The 19,444-nt window shown below is 75.5% G+C and carries 19 protein-coding genes; 11 read left to right on the top strand and 8 right to left on the bottom strand.

All coding sequences use genetic code 11. The features are described 5' to 3' along the window. Positions 1-3 precede the first annotated feature (3 nt). On the top strand, positions 4-1,026 hold the full coding sequence (locus ABZ881_RS24190) for a DUF5914 domain-containing protein (protein WP_358487837.1): 1,023 nt from the start codon (positions 4-6) through the stop codon (positions 1,024-1,026). A 7-nt stretch (positions 1,027-1,033) separates the two neighbouring features. Here ABZ881_RS24190 and ABZ881_RS24185 read toward each other — a convergent pair whose 3' ends face one another. After that, on the bottom strand, positions 1,034-2,047 hold the full coding sequence (locus tag ABZ881_RS24185) for an AraC family transcriptional regulator (protein WP_358487836.1): 1,014 nt from the start codon (positions 2,045-2,047) through the stop codon (positions 1,034-1,036). A gap of 119 nt (positions 2,048-2,166) precedes the next feature. Between ABZ881_RS24185 and ABZ881_RS24180 the strand changes: the two genes are divergently transcribed. The 3 genes from ABZ881_RS24180 to ABZ881_RS24170 are packed head-to-tail and all read left to right on the top strand — an operon-like array spanning position 2,167 to position 5,464. Next, positions 2,167-3,729 carry an NAD(P)/FAD-dependent oxidoreductase gene (locus tag ABZ881_RS24180; RefSeq protein ID WP_358487834.1) on the top strand — a complete coding sequence of 521 codons (1,563 nt, stop codon included), beginning with the start codon at positions 2,167-2,169 and terminating at the stop codon, positions 3,727-3,729. Next, on the top strand, positions 3,726-4,589 hold the full coding sequence (locus ABZ881_RS24175) for an SDR family NAD(P)-dependent oxidoreductase (protein ID WP_358487833.1): 864 nt from the start codon (positions 3,726-3,728) through the stop codon (positions 4,587-4,589). Before ABZ881_RS24180 ends, ABZ881_RS24175 begins: the two co-directional genes overlap by 4 nt. Then, the gene (locus ABZ881_RS24170; protein ID WP_358487832.1) at positions 4,586-5,464 is read left to right on the top strand and encodes an alpha/beta fold hydrolase; all 879 of its coding nucleotides are present in this window, start codon (positions 4,586-4,588) and stop codon (positions 5,462-5,464) included. The genes ABZ881_RS24175 and ABZ881_RS24170 overlap by 4 nt, the downstream gene beginning before the upstream one ends. Here the strand turns inward: ABZ881_RS24170 and ABZ881_RS24165 are convergent. Continuing rightward, positions 5,410-5,802: an SRPBCC family protein gene (locus tag ABZ881_RS24165; protein ID WP_358487831.1), complete on the bottom strand. Its 393-nt coding sequence runs from the start codon at positions 5,800-5,802 to the stop codon at positions 5,410-5,412. The two genes, ABZ881_RS24170 and ABZ881_RS24165, sit on opposite strands and share 55 nt — an antisense overlap. A gap of 65 nt (positions 5,803-5,867) precedes the next feature. Here ABZ881_RS24165 and ABZ881_RS24160 point away from each other — a divergent pair, with 65 nt between their 5' ends. Continuing rightward, positions 5,868-7,229 carry an SMP-30/gluconolactonase/LRE family protein gene (locus ABZ881_RS24160; RefSeq protein WP_358487830.1) on the top strand — a complete coding sequence of 454 codons (1,362 nt, stop codon included), beginning with the start codon at positions 5,868-5,870 and terminating at the stop codon, positions 7,227-7,229. 46 nt (positions 7,230-7,275) lie between these two features. Beyond that, positions 7,276-8,346, top strand: coding sequence for an S-methyl-5-thioribose-1-phosphate isomerase (gene mtnA / locus ABZ881_RS24155; protein ID WP_358487828.1), 1,071 nt, complete (start codon positions 7,276-7,278; stop codon positions 8,344-8,346). Here mtnA and ABZ881_RS24150 read toward each other — a convergent pair. Further along, positions 8,276-8,935: a class II aldolase/adducin family protein gene (locus tag ABZ881_RS24150; protein WP_358487827.1), complete on the bottom strand. Its 660-nt coding sequence runs from the start codon at positions 8,933-8,935 to the stop codon at positions 8,276-8,278. The genes mtnA and ABZ881_RS24150 overlap by 71 nt on opposite strands. Positions 8,936-8,983: 48 nt before the next feature. Here ABZ881_RS24150 and ABZ881_RS24145 point away from each other — a divergent pair, with 48 nt between their 5' ends. Continuing rightward, the gene (locus ABZ881_RS24145; protein ID WP_358487825.1) at positions 8,984-10,651 is read left to right on the top strand and encodes an FAD-binding dehydrogenase; all 1,668 of its coding nucleotides are present in this window, start codon (positions 8,984-8,986) and stop codon (positions 10,649-10,651) included. A 160-nt stretch (positions 10,652-10,811) separates the two neighbouring features. Here the strand turns inward: ABZ881_RS24145 and ABZ881_RS24140 are convergent, their stop codons facing one another. After that, entirely contained in the window at positions 10,812-11,660 is an 849-nt protein-coding gene (locus ABZ881_RS24140; RefSeq protein WP_358487824.1) for a CBS domain-containing protein, read from the bottom strand. A 381-nt stretch (positions 11,661-12,041) separates the two neighbouring features. Here ABZ881_RS24140 and ABZ881_RS24135 point away from each other — a divergent pair, with 381 nt between their 5' ends. Together ABZ881_RS24135 and ABZ881_RS24130 are read left to right on the top strand one after the other, a co-directional pair. Next, positions 12,042-12,728 carry a DUF4190 domain-containing protein gene (locus tag ABZ881_RS24135; RefSeq protein ID WP_358487822.1) on the top strand — a complete coding sequence of 229 codons (687 nt, stop codon included), beginning with the start codon at positions 12,042-12,044 and terminating at the stop codon, positions 12,726-12,728. Positions 12,729-12,783: 55 nt separating this feature from the next. Beyond that, entirely contained in the window at positions 12,784-13,518 is a 735-nt protein-coding gene (locus ABZ881_RS24130) for a PIG-L deacetylase family protein (protein WP_344017676.1), read from the top strand. Between the two features lie 41 nt (positions 13,519-13,559). Here the strand turns inward: ABZ881_RS24130 and ABZ881_RS24125 are convergent, their stop codons facing one another. Continuing rightward, the gene (locus ABZ881_RS24125; protein ID WP_358487821.1) at positions 13,560-14,471 is read right to left on the bottom strand and encodes an MEDS domain-containing protein; all 912 of its coding nucleotides are present in this window, start codon (positions 14,469-14,471) and stop codon (positions 13,560-13,562) included. A 237-nt stretch (positions 14,472-14,708) separates the two neighbouring features. On the opposite strand from ABZ881_RS24125, the gene ABZ881_RS24120 reads away from it, so the two are divergent. Then, complete coding sequence (locus ABZ881_RS24120; protein WP_344017678.1) at positions 14,709-14,933, top strand: hypothetical protein; 225 nt, start codon at positions 14,709-14,711, stop codon at positions 14,931-14,933. A gap of 34 nt (positions 14,934-14,967) precedes the next feature. On the opposite strand, the gene ABZ881_RS24115 is transcribed toward ABZ881_RS24120, so the two are convergent. Then, complete coding sequence (locus tag ABZ881_RS24115) at positions 14,968-15,189, bottom strand: hypothetical protein (protein WP_358487820.1); 222 nt, start codon at positions 15,187-15,189, stop codon at positions 14,968-14,970. A 78-nt stretch (positions 15,190-15,267) separates the two neighbouring features. Between ABZ881_RS24115 and ABZ881_RS24110 the strand changes: the two genes are divergently transcribed. Beyond that, positions 15,268-15,891, top strand: coding sequence for a helix-turn-helix transcriptional regulator (locus ABZ881_RS24110; protein WP_358487819.1), 624 nt, complete (start codon positions 15,268-15,270; stop codon positions 15,889-15,891). A gap of 13 nt (positions 15,892-15,904) precedes the next feature. Here ABZ881_RS24110 and ABZ881_RS24105 read toward each other — a convergent pair whose 3' ends face one another. Then, positions 15,905-18,637: a molybdopterin-dependent oxidoreductase gene (locus ABZ881_RS24105; RefSeq protein ID WP_358487817.1), complete on the bottom strand. Its 2,733-nt coding sequence runs from the start codon at positions 18,635-18,637 to the stop codon at positions 15,905-15,907. Next, positions 18,634-19,440: an FAD binding domain-containing protein gene (locus ABZ881_RS24100; RefSeq protein WP_358487816.1), complete on the bottom strand. Its 807-nt coding sequence runs from the start codon at positions 19,438-19,440 to the stop codon at positions 18,634-18,636. The genes ABZ881_RS24105 and ABZ881_RS24100 overlap by 4 nt, the downstream gene beginning before the upstream one ends. Between the last annotated feature and the right edge of the window lie 4 nt (positions 19,441-19,444).

The raw sequence follows: 19,444 nt of genomic DNA, 5'->3' as shown, positions 1-19,444 counted from the left end.
GTCATGAGCCTGCTGTCCCGGATCTCGAGCCGCTGGCCGGCGAGCTGGCCGCTGCAGCCGCTGCCGCCATCGGACTGGGCCCGCCAGCGCCCCACCTACGCCGGGGCGGACCCCAAGCTGATCTCCGCCGCGCTGGAGCGGGCCCAGGCCCGGCCGTCCGGGAACTGGTTCGTGCTCGCCTCCTCCCGGCAGGTCCGGGCGGACCGGCCGTTCGGCACCCGGGTCGGCGGGACCGAGCTGGTCGCCTGGCGGGACACCACCGGGACGGTGCGGGTCGGCCCGGGCGCCTGCCCGCACCTGGGTGCCCCGATGGCGCTCGCCGCCGTCGACTGCGGGGAGCTGGTGTGCCGCTGGCACGGGCTGCGCCTGGGCACCCGCTCCGGGCCGGGCTGGGTCCCCTTCCCGGCGCACGACGACGGCGTGCTGGTCTGGGTCCGGCTCGACGAGCTCGGCGGCGAGGACCCGACCGACGCGCCCGTCGTCCCGGCCCGCCCGGCCGGCCGCACCCTGGACGCGGTGACCACGCTGACCGGCGTCTGCGAGCCGGAGGACATCGTCGCCAACCGGCTCGACCCCTGGCACGGCGCCTGGTTCCACCCGTACTCCTTCCAGCGGCTCGACGTCGTGTCCGCGCCGCAGGTCACCGACGTCGGCGAGATCGAGGAGGCCGACGACCGGTTCCTGGTGACGGTCACCTTCAAGGTCGGGCCGCGGGTCGGGGTGCCGGTGCAGGCCGAGTTCGTCTGCCCGGAGCCGCGCACCGTGGTCATGCGGATCGTGGACGGCGAGGGCGTCGGCAGCGTCGTCGAGACGCACGCGACGCCGCGCGGCCCGGGCCGCGACGGCCGGCCGCGGACGTCGGTGGTCGAGGCGGTCGTCGCCGGATCGGACCGGCCCGGGTTCGCGATCGCGTCCCGGCTGGCCCCGGCCATCCGGCCGGCGATGGCGGCCGCCGCGACGAAGCTGTGGCGCGACGACCTGGACTACGCCGAGCGGCGCTACGAGATGCGCACCCGGACCGGCTGAGCGCCAGTCACGCCCGCCGGCGCAGCTCCCGCGGCGGCGCGCCGAACCAGCGCCGCGCCGAGCGGGTCAGCGCCGACTGCTCGGCCAGCCCCACCATGCCCGCGACCTGGGTGAACGGCAGGTCCGTGCGGGTGATCAGGCGCTCGGCCAGGTCGCGGCGCGCCTGGTCGACGATCTGCTCGAAGGTGGTGCCCTCGCCCGCCAGGTGCCGTTGCAGGGTGCGCGGGTGCACCCGCAGCAACCGGGCGACCGAGCCGACCCGGACCGGTCCGCTGCCCAGCGACCGGTCGACGGCGGTCCGGACCCGGTCGGCGACCGTCCGGCCGGGGCGGTCGAAGTGGGTCTCCAGGTAGTCGATCGCGATCGCCCGCACGATCTCGTCGCCGCCCCCGGCCAGCGGCCGCCGGACCAGGTCGGCCGGGACCCGCAGCACCGCCGCCGGCCGGTCGAACCGGACGTCGGCGTCGAAGAAGCCGCGGTAGCGGTCCAGCGCGGCCAGCGGCGGATGCGGCAGGTGCACCGACCGCAGGCCGTAGGCGCCGCCGGCGAGCAGCCGCACGATCCGGTGCAGCACCCCGATCCCCAGGTCGGCGACCTGCGGCGGCATCGGTTCGGTGCTGCCGTACTCCAGCCCGGTCACCCCCGGCGCGGCCTCCGGGTCCGGCACCGTGCCGACCGTCAGCACCGGGCTGTGCACGTACAGATAGCGCGAGGCGCAGTCCAGCGCGTCGCCGAAGGTCGCCGAGCTCTGCACGGCGACCGCCAGTGGCCCGAGGATCTCCGGGCCCTGCCGCTCGGCCAGCCGCAGCCCCAGGTCCGGGCAGGACAGCTCGCCGGCGGCGGTCTCCAGCACCCGGCCCAGCGAGCGGGTCGGGACCAGCGCGTCCGGATCGGCCCCGTCCACGGCGGCCACCGGGATCCGGAACCGGGCGAACAGCGCGGGCCCGTCGCCCCCCAGCTCACCGACGAGCTCGGGCAGGCCGCGCAGCGCTCTCGCCCGGGTGAGGGATCCCGTCTCCATGGCGCCCGAGGTTAAGTTGTTGTCGCACGAGGTCAAGTTACCCGCGGTAGGTCTCAGGCAGGATCGACGTCGAACAGCACGGCCAGTCAGCGCAGACGACCACGACAGGGAGGCCGCCCGTGACTTCCGGGACACAGCCCAGCAACCGCGCCGGGACCGAGCACCGGGACGTGATCATCGTCGGTGCCGGCCTGTCCGGCATCGGCGCCGCGTGCCGTCTGCAGCAGGAGCTGCCCGGCAAGGACTACGCGATCCTGGAGGGCCGGGCCGAACTCGGCGGCACCTGGGACCTCTTCCGCTATCCGGGCATCCGCTCGGACTCGGACATGTTCACCCTCGCCTACCCGTTCCGGCCATGGCGCGAGCCCAAGTCGATCGCCGACGGCGCCGACATCCGCCGCTACATCGGCGAGACCGCCGACCAGTACGGCGTCCGCGGCCACATCCGGTTCGGCACCAAGGTCGTCGGCGCCTCCTGGGACTCGGCCACCGCCCGCTGGACCGTCGACACCGCGACCGCCGACGGGCCCCGCCGCTACACCTGCGCGTTCCTGTTCATGTGCTCCGGCTACTACGACTACGATCGCGGTTACCAGCCCGAGTTCCCCGGCCGGGCGGACTTCACCGGCACCTGGGTGCACCCGCAGTTCTGGCCCGAGGACCTCGACTGCACCGGCAAGCGGGTCGTCGTCATCGGGTCCGGGGCGACCGCCGTCACGCTGATCCCGTCGCTCGCCGAGCAGGCCGAGCACGTCACGATGCTGCAGCGCTCGCCGTCCTACCTGACCGTGCTGCCCAGCCGCGACCCAGTCGCCGACCGGCTCCGCCGGATCCTGCCCGCGAAGCTCGCGCACACCATCCTGCGCTACCAGTACGTCGCGCTCACCCAGAGCTTCTACCAGCTCGCGCGGCGCCGCCCGGAGCGGGTGAAGAAGGTGCTGCGCGGGCTCGCCCTGCGGTTCCTCAAGGACGAGTCCTACGTGGACCAGCACTTCACGCCCTCCTACGAGCCGTGGGACCAGCGGCTGTGCGTGGTCCCCGAGGGCGACTTCTTCCGGTCGATCCGCGCCGGTGACGCCTCGGTCGTCACCGACCACATCGACCGGATCACCGAGCGCGGCATCCGGCTGCGCTCCGGCGAGGAGCTCCCGGCCGACGTGATCGTCTCCGCCACCGGGCTGTCGCTCAAGCCGCTGGGCGGCATGACGATCCGGGTCGACGGCGAGCAGGTCGACATCGGCAAGACGGTCACCTACCGCGGCCTGATGCTCTCCGGCGTGCCGAACCTGGCGTTCTGCATCGGCTACGTCAACGCGTCCTGGACGCTGCGCGCCGACCTGGTCGCCCGCTACGTGCCGCGGCTGCTCGCGCACATGGACCGGCGGGGCATCGCGGTCGCGACGCCGGCGCCGACCGTGTCGCCGGACCGGCCGCTGCTCGATCTCGCCTCCGGCTACGTCAAGCGTTCCGAGCACCTGTTCCCGCGGCAGGGCCGCACGGACCCGTGGCGGCTGCGGCAGAACTTCTTCCTCGACGCCATCGGCCTCGGCCGGGCCGACCTGGAGAAGGACATGCTGCTCACCCCGGCGTCCGCGGTCGGGCAGCGCTCGGCCACCGTCACCGCGCCGTCCGAGGCCGGGATCGCCGCCGACATCCCGACCGAGAAGGAGCTCGCGTCATGAGCCGCACACCGTTCCGCTTCGCCGAGGGCACCGCCGTCGTCACCGGGGCGGCCGGCGGCATGGGCGCGCACATCGCCCGGCTGCTCGCCGAGCGCGGCAGCGATCTCGTGCTGGTCGACCGGGACGGCCCCGGGCTCGACGCGGTCGCCGGCACCGTCCGGGCCGCGCACCCCGGGCTGTCGGTGACCACCGAGACCGTCGACCTGGCCGACCGGGACGCAGTGGATGCGCTCGCCGGCCGGATCCGCGCCGGGCACCCGGAGATCCGGCTGCTGGTCAACAACGCCGGCGTCGCGCTGGGCGGCGACTTCGCCCGGCTCACCCTCGACGAGTTCGACTGGGTGCTGGACGTCAACTTCCGGGCCCCGGTGCGGCTCGCGCACGCCCTGCTGCCCGCGCTGACCGCGCGCCCCGGCGGACACGTCGTCAACGTGTCCAGCCTGTTCGGGCTGATCGCGCCGCCCGGCCAGTCGGCGTACTGCGCGTCGAAGTTCGCGCTGCGAGGCTTCTCCGAGGTGCTGCGCGGCGAGCTCGCCGCGTCCGGCACCACGGTGACCACCGTGCACCCGGGCGGCATCGCGACCGGGATCGCCGAGTCCGCCCGGGTCGGCGTCAACATCCCGGCCGAGGAGGCCGCGAAGGGCAAGCGGGACTTCCAGAAGCTGCTGACGTTCCCGGCCGACCGGGCCGCCGAGCAGATCGTCGAGGCGATCGAGAAGCGCCGCCCGCGGCTGCTGATCGGGGTCAGCGCGAAGGTCCCCGACGCGCTGGCCCGGCTCGCCCCGGTGAACGGCCTGAAGCTGCTCTCCCGGCTGCTCGGCTCGGCCGGGCGGGCGCAGCGCACGGCGGCCGTCCGATGACCCGCTTCGTCGACGCCGGTGGCGCCCGGATCCGGGTCCGCGAGTCCGGCGACCCGGCGGGCGAGCCGGTCCTGCTGCTGCACGGCATCGGCCGCAGCCTGGAGGACTGGGACGACCAGCACGCCGTGCTGTCCGGCCACCGGGTGATCGCCGCGGACCTCGCCGGCTTCGGGTACTCCGGCCGCGCGGACGGGCCGGCCACCCTGGCCCGGCTCGCCGACACCGCGCTGGCCACCCTGGACGCGCTCGGCGAGACCCGGCCCGCGCACGTGATGGGCAACTCGCTCGGCGGCGCCGTCGCGCTGCTGCTCTCCACCCGGGCGCCGGACCGGGTCGCCACCCTGGTGCTGGCCGACCCGGCCGGGTTCGGCACCGAGGTCACGCCCGCTTTGCGGGTGCTCGGCGTGCCGCTGCTGGGCCGGTTCCTGCTCAGCCGGATGGACGAGCGCGCGATCCGGCGCACCGAGCGGTCGCTGTTCGTCGATCCGGCGCTGGTCACCGACGAGCGCGTCGCGCGGGCCATGGAGATCGCCGCCCGGCCCGAGTTCGCGCAGACCTTCCTGGAGATGATCACCGAGCTCGGCACCGTGCGCGGGGTGCGGGCCGGCTGGCGGTCCGCGCTGCTCGCCGCCGCGGCGAAGGCCCCGAAGCCGACCCTGGTCGTCTGGGGTGAGCGGGACCTGATCCTGCCGGTCTCCCAGCTGCGGACCGCGGCGCGCGCGCTGCCGCAGGTCACGACGCACGTGTTCGGCCGGGTCGGGCACATGCCGCAGATCGAGGTGCCGGAGCGGTTCGCCGCGCTCGCCCTGGAGCACATCGGTCAGGCCGGGCGCCGCACCAGCATCTCCAGCGACGCCCGCGCCGGCAGCGCGTAGCCCAGTACGGCGGCGGCCGGGCCCTCGATCGTCAGCCAGGTCCGGGTGCCGCCGCCGGACGGGCGCACGCCGTGGTCCAGCGACAGCCGGACCGGGCCGAGCGCCACGTCCCACGCCCAGGTGCCGAGCCGCTCGTCCAGCTCGGTCACCGTGAACCGCACCTGCGGCACCCCGAACGGGCCGCGCACCGCACCGGTCGAGCCGGTGCGGATCCGGTCGTCGCGGCAGTCGACGCCGGTGATCAGCGGCGCCCACTCCGGCCAGCGGGCGGGGACCGTGTAGCGCTCCCACACCTCGTCGGCGGGCTGCGGGCCGCGGGCGTGCAGGGTCAGGCGCATCCACCGATCCTGCGCCCCCGCGGGCCGTCGCGCAGCCGGGCCGGGCGGCCCGTACCGTCCGGGTGATGCGGAGTGCACCGTTGCGTGGGGCGTGGATCGCCGCGCTGATCGTCCTGCCCCTGCTGGCGGCCTGCGGGGCCGGCCCGAACCCGGTGACGAACGCGGTCTCCGGGAACGAGGCGCCGGTCGCCGCGGCGGCCGCCGAGCTGGTGCCGGTCCCGCTGGACGTCCCGCCCGGGCTGGGGGACGCCCCGCTGGACCAGCCGCGGGAGGCGCTCGTCCCGCCGGGCTGGAGGCTGTCGGTGTTCGCCAGGGTCCCGAACGCCCGGCTCGCCGTGTGGACGCCGGACCGGAACCTGCTCGTCTCGGTCCCGGACGACGGGCGGGTGCTCCTCCTGACCCCGGACGGCGCGCAGCGCACCCTGCTCGACGGGCTCACCCAGCCGCACGGCCTGGCGTTCTCCCCGGACGGCTCGACGCTGCACGTCGCCGAGAGCAACCGGGTCGTGTCCTACGCCTACGCCGCCGGCGCCGCGACCGGGCCGCGGGTCGTCGCCGACGGGCTGCCGGACGCCAACAGCCCCGACCTGCGCGGCGCCTACGGCCACGAGCTGAAGTCGGTCGCCGCCGGACCGGACGGCGCGCTCTACGTCTCGATCGGCTCCACCGGCAACATCTCGGTCGAGGATCTCGCGGCGACGCCGCCGCGGGCCTCGATCCTGCGGATCCCGCCCGGCGGCGGGCCTGCCGAACCGTTCGCGGTCGGGGTCCGCAACGGTACCGGGCTGGCGGTCGCCCCGGACGGCGCCGTCTGGACCGCGGTGAACGGCCGCGACAACGTCCCCTACCCCTACGACCGGCCCTACGGCGACGCGTCCGGCTCGTCGTTCGGCGACGTGATCAACCAGTACGTGACCGCGCACCCGGCGGAACCCCTGGCCCGGCTCACCGCGGGCCGGAACCTGGGCTGGCCCTACTGCAATCCCGACCCGGACACCCAGCCCGGTGTGCAGGGCAGCCCGCAGGACCTCACCGACGTGCCGATGGTGCCCGACGCCGAGCTCAATCCCGGCGGGAGCGAGCTCGACTGCGCGACGCTCGCGCCGATGGAACAGGCGTTCCCGGCGCACTCCGCCCCGCTCGGCCTGGCGTTCACCGACGGGGAGCTGCCCGCCCCGTACACCGGTGGCGCGCTCGCCGGGGTGCACGGCTCGTGGAACGCCGATCCGCCGCGCGCCCCCGAGGTCTCCTACTTCCCCTACGCCGAGGGCCGGATGGGCCCGCAGCAGACGCTGGTCGGCGGGTTCCAGGACCCGTCCGGGGCGCGCTGGGGGCGGCCGGTCGCCGCGGTCCCCGGTCCGGACGGGGCCGTCTACATCACCGACGACGACGCCGGCGCCGTCTACCGCCTCGCCCCGCCCGACTGAGCACCGCGGACGGTGCCTGGATCATCCGGCGGGTACCGTCGCCGGAATGCGGATCGTGGACTGGGCCGACGAGACCGAGGGCGGCCCGGCCGTCGTCCTGCTGGACCAGCGGGCGCTGCCGCAGCGCACCGAGCACCTGCACCTGACCACCGTCGACGGGGTGATCGACGCCGTCCGGTCGCTCGCCGTGCGCGGGGCGCCCTCACTCGGGATCACCGGTGCCTTCGGCGTCGCGCTCGCCGCACACCGGCACGGCACCGGCACCCCCGGCGACCGGGCCGCGGTGCGCGCAGACGCGGAGCGGATCGCGACCGCCCGTCCCACCGCGGTGCCGCTGTCGATCGGGGTCCGGCGCGCACTCGCGGTCCTCGACGGCAGCACCGACAGCACCGGCAGCGCGGCCACCCCGGCCGCGGTGCTCGCCGTGGCCCGCGCCGTCGCCGCCGAGGCCGCCGCGGTCAACGCCGCGGCCGCCCGGCGGGCCGCCGACCTGGTCCGCGCCCGCTGCCCGGACCGGCCGCTGCGCGCGCTGACCGTCTGCAACACCGGCCCGCTGGCCGCCGGCCCGGGCGGCACCGCGCTCGGCGCGATCCTCACCCTGCACGCCGACGGGGCACTGGCCGAGGTGCTCGCCTGCGAGACCCGCCCGCTGCTGCAGGGGGCGCGGCTGACCGTGTGGGAGCTGGAGCGGGCGGGGGTGCCGAACCGGCTGTGCGTCGACTCGGCGGGCCCCGCGGCGATCGCCACCGGACTGGTCGACGTGGTGTTCGCCGGGGCCGACCGGATCGCCGCGAACGGCGACGTCGCCAACAAGATCGGCACCTACATGCTGGCCTGCGCGGCGGCCCGCTCCGGGATCCCGTTCGTGGTGGTCGCCCCCGAGGAGACGATCGACCCGCACACGCCGACCGGCGCCGACATCGTCGTCGAGCAGCGCGGTGCCGACGAGGTCCGCGAGCACGGCGGCACGCTCATGACGCTGCCCGGGACGCCCGTCTACAACCCGGCGTTCGACGTCACCCCGCACGAGCTGGTGACCGCGATCGTCACCGAGCACCGGGCGTGGAGTCCCGCACCGTCCGTTTCTGCGCCGCGAAGCGCTGCTCTGCCACGCTGATCTGCGCCTCCGTCAGCAGCCGCGGCTCGCCGACGGCGCGGGCCCGCAGCCACACGTCGCACAGCCATTCGAGCTGCCGGGCGCCGTCGTAGGCGGCGCCGAGGTGCTCGCCGAGCACCAGCGTCCCGTGGTTGCCGAGCACCACCGCGCTGCGGTCGCCGAGCGCGGCGACCGCGTTCGCGACCAGCTCGTCGCTGCCGAACGGGGCGTACCCGGCGACGCGCACCGAGCCGCCGAACATCGCGATCTGGTAGTGCACCGGCGGGACGTCGTCGCGCAGCGACGACAGCGCCACCGCCGCGGGCGAGTGCGTGTGCACCACCGCGGACGTGCCGGGGCGGGCCTGCGCGGCCAGGTGCAGGGCGAGCTCGCTGGTCGGGGCCCGGACCCCGTCGGCGATCGCACCGTCCGGGGTGACCAGCACGACGTCGTCGGCGGTCATCGTCTCGTAGTCCACACCGGACGGGGTGACCGCGATCAGCTCGCCGCAGCGCAGCGAGAGGTTCCCGGAGGTGCCGACGACCAGGCCGTCGCGCACCATCCGGCGGGACCAGGTGCAGAGCGTCTCGCGCGCGGCGTCCGGGTGCATGCGCAGCCACCCTACCCGTCGGTAGCGATGTCCGGCAGGATCGCCGCCATGGACGCCGATGTCATCGTGATCGGGGCCGGTCTCGCCGGGCTCGTCGCCGCAGCCGAGCTCGCCGACGCCGGACGCTCGGTGCTGGTGCTCGACCAGGAACCGGAGCAGAACCTGGGCGGGCAGGCGTTCTGGTCGCTCGGCGGGCTGTTCCTGGTCGACACCCCGGAGCAGCGGCGGACCGGGATCCGCGACTCGCCGGAGCTGGCGCTGTCGGACTGGCTGGGCTCGGCGGCCTTCGACCGGGGTGTCGACGACCCGGCGGGCGAGGACTTCTGGGCCCGCCAGTGGGCGACCGCGTACGTGCACTTCGCCGCCGGGGAGAAGCGGTCCTGGCTGCACGGACAGGGGGTGCGCTGGCTGCCGGTGGTCGGCTGGGCCGAGCGCGGCGGGCACCTCGCCGACGGGCACGGCAACTCGGTGCCCCGCTTCCACCTCACCTGGGGCACCGGGCCGGGCGTGCTGGAGCCGTTCGTCCGCCGGGTCCGCGAGCACGCAGCCACCGGTGCGATCACACTGCGCTTCCGGCACCGGGTCGACGGGCTGGCGGTCACCGGCGGCACCGTCGACGGCGTGCACGGCGCCGTGCTCGCCCCGGACCCCGCCGAGCGCGGCGCACCGACCAACCGCGACGTCGTCGGCGACTTCACCTTCCGGGCCGGCGCGGTGCTGGTGACCTCCGGCGGGATCGGCGGCGACCACGACCTGGTCCGCGCGAACTGGCCGGACCGGCTCGGCACGCCGCCTCGGCACATGGTCACCGGCGTCCCCGCGTACGTCGACGGCCGGATGCTCGGCATCACCGGTGCGGCGGGCGGGCGGATCGTCAACCGGGACCGGATGTGGCACTACACCGAGGGCGTGCAGAACCACGCCCCGATCTGGCCGGGGCACGGCATCCGGATCATCCCGGGGCCGTCGTCGCTCTGGCTCGACGCCACCGGCCGGCGGCTGCCCGCGCCGAACTTCCCCGGCTTCGACACCCTCGGCACGCTCGCCGCACTGCGCGCGACCGGGCACGAGCACTCCTGGTTCGTGCTCACCCAGAAGATCATCGAGAAGGAGTTCGCGCTCTCCGGGTCCGAGCAGAACCCGGACGTCACCGGCAAGGACGTCCGGGCCACCCTCGGCCGGATCCGGCCCGGCGCGACCACCCCGGTGGAGGCGTTCAAGGAACGCGGGGCGGACTTCGTCGTCGCCGACACCCTCGACGAGCTGGTCGCCGGGATGAACCGGCTGACCGGCGGCACCCCCGAGCTGGACGTCGAGGCGATCCGCCGCCAGGTCGTCGCCCGGGACCGGCAGCTCGGGAACGCCTTCGCGAAGGACCTGCAGGTGGTGGCGATCCACAACGCCCGCCGCACGCTCGGCGAGAAGCTGGCCCGCACGGCGCCGCCGCACGCGCTGCTCGATCCCGCGGCCGGTCCGCTGATCGCGGTCCGGCTGCACGTGCTGACCCGCAAGACCCTCGGCGGCCTGCAGACCGACCTGTCCGGCCGGGTGCTCGACGCCGGCGGTCCACCGGTGCCCGGCCTGTTCGCCGCCGGCGAGGTGGCCGGGTTCGGCGGCGGAGGCGTGCACGGCTACCGCGCGCTGGAGGGGACGTTCCTCGGCGGCTGCCTGTTCTCCGGCCGGCAGGCGGGGCGGGCGATCGCGCTGGCCACCTGATCCGTCCCGGCGTCCATCCGGCCCCCGGTCGGGTGTCACGCGTCCGGGGCAGACCGCGCGCCGGCTCCCGCCCGGCCGGTCAGGATCCGGGCACCCGCGGTCCCGGCGGCGCCGGCGGTACCCGCGGCACCGGCCGTGCCGGCCGTGCCCGCGGGCTGACCTACAGCAGGTCGCTGCGGCTGAGCACGCCGACCAGGACGTCGTCGGAGTCGACCACCGGCACCACCCGGAAGCCGCGCTCGGACAGCAGCTGCTCGGCGTCGGTGAGCGGATCGTCCGGGTGCACGCCCTCGACGTCGCGGGTCATCACGTTGTCGACGGTCCGGGCCCTGATGCGGCGGCCGCCGTCCAGCGAGCCGTGCATCAGGTCGGCCTCGGAGAGGATTCCGAGCAGCCGGTCCCGGTCGTCGACCACCGGGACCGCGGTGAACCGGTAGGACAGCAGCACCTCGGCCGCCTCGTCGAGCGCCAGCGTCGGTGGGATCGCGACCAGCCCGCCGTCGGTCATCACGTCGGCGACCCGCAGCGAGGCGAGCGGCCGCCCGCCGACCCGGCCCGCTCCGCGCGGCATCATCGCCTCGGGGAGCGGGCCGATCAGGCCGGCGCCGCCGAACCGGCGGGCGGTCCGGCGGAGCAGGCCGCCGGCCAGCCGGTGCCGCAGCAGGTCGCTGCGGGTGATCACGCCGACCAGCACCCCGCGGTCGACGACCGGGACCAGCCGCAGCTCGCCGTAGACCCGCATGCGGTGCGCGATGATCGAGACGTTGGTGGTCGGCAGCATCGTGACGACCTGCTCGGTCATCGCGTCGCCGACGGTCGCCTCCGGATCGCCGCGGTGCCGCAGCACGTCGACCAGGCTGATGATCCCGACCAGCGAGAACCGCCGGTCCACCACCGGCAGCGCGGAGTAGCGGGACTCGGCCATCCGCTCCTGGGCCCGGGCGAGCGGCGCGTCCGCCCACACGGTGACGACGCGTTCGGTCATGACATCCCGCGCTCGCAGCACCATGCCCCGACGGTAGCCGCGCGACCGTACCGGTGTGGAACGGCCGGGGTTCAGGACTCCGACAGCGGCGCGTCCGGCAACGGCCCGAACAGGGCGGACCCGTCCAGGTGGGGACCCGGCGTTCCGACCGCTCCGCCGGGAGGTCCCGGACCAGGTCGATCACCCGGCGCTGGGCCCTGGCCCACTCCTCGATCTCGTCGATTCCGCTCACGGGCACCGAGCCCACCATGCCCGGGCGCGGCCCGCAGTCGGGCGTCACACCTGCACCGACGGGCGTTTCACCTGGACCGGCGGCGGGCACGCCGGGATCATCGACGACGACAGCGTCAGCAGCACCATCCGCACCGGCCGGTCCCGGCCGGTGCGGATCGGGGAAGGACCAGCGTGAGCAGCCCACCGCCGTACCCGGGCCAGCCGGGGGACCCGCAGGACCCGGACCAGCAGGGCCGCCAGGCCCCGTATCCCGGGCAGCCCGGCCAGGAGCAGCCCTATGGCGGCCAGCAACCCGGGTACGGGCAGCAGCCCGGCTACGGTGAACAGCCCTACGGCGGGCAGCAGCCCGGGTACGGCCAGCAGCCGGGTTACTACGGCCAGCAGCCGGGCTACGGCGAGCAACCCTACGGCGGCTACCCGCAGCGGCCCGACCAGTTCCCGGGCGGCCGGCCCGGCTACGGCGGACCGGGCGGCCCGGGCGGACCGCCGCCGCGCAACGGCGTCGGGATCGCCGCGCTGGTACTCGGCATCCTCGGGATCCTGACGTTCTGGCTGCTGATCGGCGGCCTGTTCGGCCTGGTGGCGATCGCGCTCGGGATCATCGGCATCGTCCGGGTCCGCAAGCGGATCGCGACCAACCAGGGCGTGGCGATCACCGGTCTGGTGCTGGGCGTGCTGTCCGTGCTCGCGACGGTGGCGGCCGCGGTCTTCGCGATCGGGCTGTTCACCACGATCGGCGGGGCCGATCTCTACGAGTGCGTCGAGCAGGCGGGCGGCGACCAGGCGGCGATCCAGCAGTGCCAGCAGGACTGGCAGGACCGGCTGGAGGAGCAGGTCGGCACGCCGGACGCGAACTGAGCGCCGGAGCCCGGTGCCGGTCCGGCCGCGCGGACCGGCGGGAGATGATGTCGGCGTGACCGACGACGAGCACTCCCGCATCGAACGCGCGCTGGTGATCGCCGCGCATCCCGACGACATCGACTTCTCCTGCGCGGGCACGGTCGCGGTCTGGACCGACGCCGGGGTGGCGGTGACCTACTGCCTGGTCACCGACGGCGACGCCGGCGGCTTCGACCCGGCCGTGCCGCGTTCGGAGATCGGCGGCATCCGGCAGGCCGAGCAGCGGGCCGCGGCGGCCGTCGCCGGGGTCGAGGACCTGATCTTCCTGGGTCACCCGGACGGACGGCTGACGGTCACCCTGGAGCTGCGCCGCGATCTCGCCAGGGTGATCCGGCAGGTGCGCCCGGACCGGGTCGTCGTGCCGTCGCCGGTGCGCGACCTGGACAGCATGTACGGCAGCCATCCCGACCACACCGCCACCGGCGAGGCGGCGCTGTGCGCCGTCTACCCGGACGCGCGCAACCCGTGGGCGCATCCCGAGCTCGCCGAGGCCGGGTTCGCTGCGCACACCGTCGCCGAGGTCTGGGTGACCGGCGGCGCGCCGGGTGCCCCGGACACCGCCCGGCACGTCGACATCACCGGCACGTTCGACCGCAAGATCGCCGCGCTGCGGGCGCACCGCAGCCAGACCGCGCACATGACGGACCTGGACGGGCTGATCCGGGACTGGGCGCGGTCCCGGGCGAAGCTGGCCGGGCTGCCGGACGGGCGGCTCGCGGAGTCGTTCCGGGCGCTCGACACCCGCTGACCGGGTGCCGGCGCACGGCCGGACGGGCCGCCGCGGCCCGGTCAGGACGGCCGCTCACCGGCGAGCGCGACCGCGTCGGCCACGCGCAGCGCCCGCGGTTCGCGCACCCGCATCTCCAGCTGCCCGGCGAACGGCGCACCGCAGCGGTCCAGCAGCCGGGCCACCGACGGCCGGACGTGGTCGAGCCGCAGCCGGAGGGTGACCGGCAGTGCGTCGGCGGCGTGGATGACACTGACCGCGGCGGCGACGTCGCAGAACCGGAGCGACGCGAGATCGGCGACCACGGTGTCGGTGTCGGTGTCGCCGTGCGCGACCCGCTCCAGGAACCGCTCGACGGCTCGGCGGACCTGCGGCCGGTTGCCGTGGTCGACCTGGCCGGCGAGCCGGATGTGCGCCGGTCCGGTCCGGGTGATCCGGAGCAGGCTGTCGTCGTAGAGCGGGGAGCTCTGCTCCTCGTCCCGGTGCAGGGTGCGCATCACGTCGATGACGTCGTCCGGGTAGCGGAGGTGGTCGTAGACGCACAGGGCGTGCACCGGGCGCCCGCGGACCGCCCGGGCGAGGATCCGGTCGTACTCCTCGAGCAGGTGCCCGCCGGGGCGGGTCAGGCCGTGGTTCATCTGCCCGGTGAACCGCAGCCCGGCCCAGCCGTCGTCCAGTGCGGAGCGGACTGTGTGCTCGAGCAGCCCGTCCAGCTCGTCGAGCGGGGCGAGCAGCGCGGCGCGGGTGAACTCGCCGGGTACCAGCTGGAACTGGCCGGTGCGCAGCGGCCCGGTGACGTCGACGCCGTCGTCGTCGAGCCGGGCGAGCACCGCGTCGGCGGTGTCGTCGTCGAAGTAGGCGACCCGCTCCCCCGCGGCCAGGCCGCCGGCCAGGAAGGCGGCGACCGACTCGCAGAGCTGCTCGTCGCCGACCGGGACGGTGAGCACGTGGGTCGACGGATCGGGACCGGTCACCCGGTCGCCCCACACGTCACCGGTGCCGGTGGGCTCGCTGGCTGCACGCGGACCCCCGTTCGGGTGGGCGTCACCCCACCCGTCGTGACGTATCGGACACGATATGTGTCCGGACGGCGGCAGGCGAGCCGGACCCGGCGACCCTTTGCCCCCAGTCGCGCCGAGGAGTAGAGTTAGCCGGACCGAACTCGGGTGTTCGGGACGTGCTCATCGCGCGTCGATCTGGAGGTGGTCACCATGTTCCGAGCCGCCCCGGCACCGCGCCCGGTCGCACTCCGGCCGCTCGTCCTGGCCGGCCTGCTCATGGTGCTGCTCTCCGCCGCGACGATCGTCTCGGTGTCCGTCGCGCCGACCGCGGTGACCCTCCTGCTGGCCGCCGCCGCGCTGTCGGTCCGCCCGCTGGTCGTCCTGCACCACCGTCGCTCGATCGCCGCCGAGCGGTCCACCGCTGCCCGGAGCTGATCCCGGACGGTCCGGGCAGCCCGCGCGGCCCGGCTCAGCGGTCCTCCGCGCAGACCAGCCCGAACAGCGCCCCGGACGACCCGTTGGCACAGCCCGCCTCCGCGGGCACCGGCTGCTGCCCGGACGCGGGATCGGCCGGGCTCATCGTCAGCAGCAGCGCGGCGCCCGCCACGAGCACGAACAGCAGCAGCGCGGCCAGCCCGAGGGTGCCCCCACCCCCGTCACTGTCACTGTCCCCGTCGTCATGCTCGCGCACCGCGCATCCCCCTCGCCACCGGAGCGTTCCATGCTCCCATGGGGAGCACTCCCCTGGGGAGTATGAAATGGTCCGGGCATGGTTCGAGGCCGATCGACGACCACGACGTCGTTCGCGATGCTGGGGATGCTCGCCGTGCAGCCGTGGAGCAGCTACGAGCTGACCACCCAGATCCGGCGCAGCCTGTCCCGGTTCTGGCCGCGGGCGGCCAGCAAGCTCTACGAGGAGCCGCGCAAGCTGGTCGAGCTCGGCCTGGCGACCGCCGAGACCCGGCTGCACGGCCGCAGGCGGCGCACCGTCTACACGATCACGCCGGAGGGCAGGCGGGTGCTGGCCCGCTGGCTGGCCGAGCCGGCCGCGCCGCCGGTGCTGGAGTCCGAGCAGCTGCTCAAAGTGTTCCTGGCCGATCACGGATCGCGCGCCGACCTGCTCGCCACCATCGCCTCCACCCGGGCCTGGGCCCGGGAGATGGCCGGGTTCGACGGCGGGATCGCCGAGGGCTACCTCGGCGACGAGCCGCCGTTCCCGCAGCGTGCGGCGCTGAACACGCTGGTCGGGCGGTACCTGTCGGACATCTCCGAGGCCACCGAGCGGTGGGCCGACTGGGCGACGTCGGTGGTGGAGTCGTGGCCGGAGGACATGGCCGTCGCCGGGCCGGACCGGGAGGCGCTGCGGGTGGTCGCCGAGCGCGCCCGCCGCTGATCCCCGGGCCGGCTCAGTCCCCGTCCACCAGCCGCCACACCCGGTCCCGGGAGAACGGCTGGTGGTAGGGCCGGACCCCGACGGCGCGCCGGATCGCGTTGCCGATCGCCGGCGCCACCGGGTTGTACGGGGCCTCGCTCATCGACTTCGCGCCGAACGGGCCGAGCGCGTCCGAGGTCGCCGCGAAGTGCACCTCCACCGGCGGCACGTCGGCCATCTGCGGCACCCGGTAGGTGCGGAACGCGGCGTTGAGCACCTCCCCGGACTCCCCGACGTGGACCTCCTCCAGCAGCGCGCTACCGGTGCCCATCGCGACACCGCCCTCGATCTGGCCGCGCAGCTGCTCCGGGTTCAGCACGGTGCCCGCGTCGGCGGCGTGCACCGCGCGCAGCACCCGCACCTCGCCGGTGCCGACGTCCACCGCGACCCGCACGCCGTGCACGTTCGCGGTGATCGCCCGCTCCTCCCCCGGTTCGCTGCCCTCGCAGGTCAACCCGTCCGGCAGACCGGCGAGCAGCTCGGCGAAGGTGCGGTCGCCGTGCGGCGTGCGGACGCCGTCGGCGTGCAGCTCGGCGCCCGGCCCGGCCAGCGCGAGCAGCCGGTCGCGCAGCGCGAGCGCCGCCCGGTACAGCGCCTTGCCGGCCACCGTCGTCCCGGCCGAGGCGAACGCGCCGGTGTCGTAGCCGCAGGCGTCGGTGTCGCCGTGGTGCAGCACGATCCGGTCCGGCACGGTGCGCAGCACGGTCGCGACGATCTGCCGGTGCGTGGTGGTGGTGCCGTTGCCGAACTCGACGGTCCCGACGCCGAGCCGGTAGCGGCCGTCGGGCAGCGCGGTGACGGTGGCGGTGGCGGCGTGCCCGAACGGCGCCATCGTCGTCATCATGCTCAGCGCCATGCCCTCGCCGACCCGCCAGCGCGGGCCCGGCGGCGGGGGCGGGCCGGGATCGCGGGCCAGCGCGTCGCGCACCAGGTCCAGGCACTGGTCCATGCCGTAGCTGGTCCAGTGCAGGTCGTCCTCGGGCTCCGGCCGGTGCGCCACGTGCAGCGGGTCGCCGGACCGGACCATGTTGATCCGGCGCAGCCGGTAGGGATCGATGTCGAGCGCGATCGCGAGCTCGTCCATGGCGGACTCGACGCCGAGCACGACCTGCCCGAGCCCGTACCCGCGGAACGCGCCGCTGGGCACGTTGTGGGTGTAGACGACCTCGGCGTCGAGGTGCTTGACCGGGCAGTTGTAGACGCTGACCGACTCGGCGACGGCGTGGAACAGCACCCCCCGGGAGTGGTTGCCGTAGGCGCCGGTGTCGGACAGCACGTCGAGCTTCATCGCAGTGAGCCGGCCGTCGGGCCCGGCGCCGAGGGTGACGCCGACCCGCATCGGGTGCCGCAGCGCGGTCCGGGTGAACTCGTCGGCCCGGGTGAACTCGTGCACGACGGTCCGCCCGGTGCGCAGCACCGCGAGCCCGACCAGGTCCTCGGCGAACATCTCCTGCTTGCCGCCGAAGCCGCCGCCGAGCCGCGCGGTGCGCACCCGCACCCGGCCGGGATCGAGGCCGAGCACCCGGGCGAGCTCGTCGCGGGTGAGGAACGGGACCTGCGTGCCGGAGCGGATGTCCAGCCGCCCGTCGTCGTCCAGCCGGCCGATCGCGCCGTGGCACTCCAGCTGGGCGTGCGCGACGCGGGAGGTGCGCCAGGTGCCGGAGACCGTGACGTGCGAGGCGGCCAGCGCCGCGTCGACGTCGCCGCCGTGCCCGCCGTGCAGGGCCAGCACCACGTTGCGGGACGCGTCGTCGACCCGGTCGGCCGGGGTGCGGTCCGGGTGCACCAGCGGCGCGCCGGGGGCCCGGGCGGCCTCCGGGTCGAGGACGGCGGGCAGCACCTGGTAGTCGACCTCGATCAGCCGGCAGGCCGCCTCGGCCTGCGCCGGGGTCTCGGCGACGACGGCGGCGACCCGCTGGCCGACGTGCCGCACGACGTCGTCGAGCATCCGGGTGTCGTCCGGGTCGTCGGTGCGGTGCTCGTGCCGGGCGGTGGAGTAGCGGACGTCCGGCACGTCCCGGTGGGTGAGGACGAGTGCCACCCCGGGTGCCGCGAGCGCGGCGGCGGTGTCGATCGACCGGATCCGGGCGTGCGCGTGCGGGGAGGTGAGCACCCGCAGGTGCAGCGCCCCGGTCAGGTCGGTGTCGAAGGTGAACGGCTCGGCCCCGGTGACGATCCGCCCGGCGGCCGGTGCGGGCGCCGGCTCGCCGACCCAGCCGGTGCCGGCCGCGACAGGCCCGGCCGGCCCGGCGCAGGCCGGCCCGGTCCCGGCGGCCGCTCGGACGCCGGCCTCGATCGACTCGCGCACCGAGCGGTAACCGGTGCACCGGCACAGGTTGCCCTTCATCCGGCGGGGCAGGTCGTCGAGATCGTCCGGGGTCAGCGCGGCGGCGGTGACGATCTGCCCGGCCGTGCAGAACCCGCACTGGAACCCGGCGTGCTCGACGAACGCGCGCTGCACCGGGTGCAGCACGTCGCCGTCGGCGAGCCCGGCGACGGTGGTGATCCGGGCGCCGTCCAGCCGCTGCGCGGGGATCAGGCAGGAGTGCACCGGGCGGTCGTCGAGCAGCACCGTGCAGGCACCGCAGTCGCCTGCGTCGCAGCCCTTCCGGACCTCCAGGTGGCCGTGCTCGCGCAGGAAGGTGCGGGTGCACTGGCCGGGCCGCGGCTCGCCCTCCAGCTCACGGTCGTTGATCCGGACCTTCATGCGGCGAGCTCGTCGTGGATCTCGGTGAGCAGCAGCGCGCTCACCTGCCGCCGCCAGCCGGCGCTGCCCAGCGGATCGGTGTAGTAGCCGGGCGCGGCGAGAACGTCGGCGCGCAGCCGGTCGGGCCCGGGCGGTCCGGGGTAGCGCAGCACGGTGGGCGCCGCGGTCGCCGCGGTCACCGTGAACACCGCGGCGCCGCCGTCGGCCTCGGTGTCGATCCGCCCGGTGAGCACCGCCCCGGAGCGGCCGAGATCGGCCAGCGCGATCTTCCGGAACGCGGTGCGGGCGCGCAGCGCGGGCCCGGGCAGCTCCAGCGCGCGCAGCACCTCGCCGGGGCGCAGCGCGTTCGTCCCGTTCCCGGTGACCAGCCGGGCCACCGGGATGCGGTACCGGCCGCCGTCCGGGGTCCACACCAGCGCCGTCCCGTCCAGCGCCGCGCACAGCGCGACCATCCCGGCGGCGGCGAAGGAGCGGCACACGTTCCCGCCGACGGTCGCGGTGTGCCAGATCTTCCAGGACGCGAGCAGCGCGTGCGCGCACTGCGCGAACAGCGGCCGCCCGGTCCGCTCGCCGAACTCCGCGATATCGGCGATCGGGCAGGTCGCGGCGATCTCCAGGCCGCCGCCGGGGGTGCCGGTGATCGGCTCCCAGCCCATCGTCGTGAGATCGACCAGGCCGGTGACGTCCGGCTGCGGCTCGGAGAACAGCCAGGTGCCGCCGCCGAGCAGCCGCTCCCCCGGTGCCAGTGCCAGGTCGGCGCGCCGGCGCGCCCGGCGGAAGGTGCCGACGGTCTCGAGGTCCACCGGT

It is taken from the genome of Pseudonocardia sp. NPDC046786 (genome assembly GCF_040645415.1).
GTDB lineage: Bacteria > Actinomycetota > Actinomycetes > Mycobacteriales > Pseudonocardiaceae > Pseudonocardia > Pseudonocardia kongjuensis.
The sequence above is the reverse complement of the archived record's forward strand: the minus strand, read 5'-3'. Positions and strand labels throughout refer to the sequence as shown.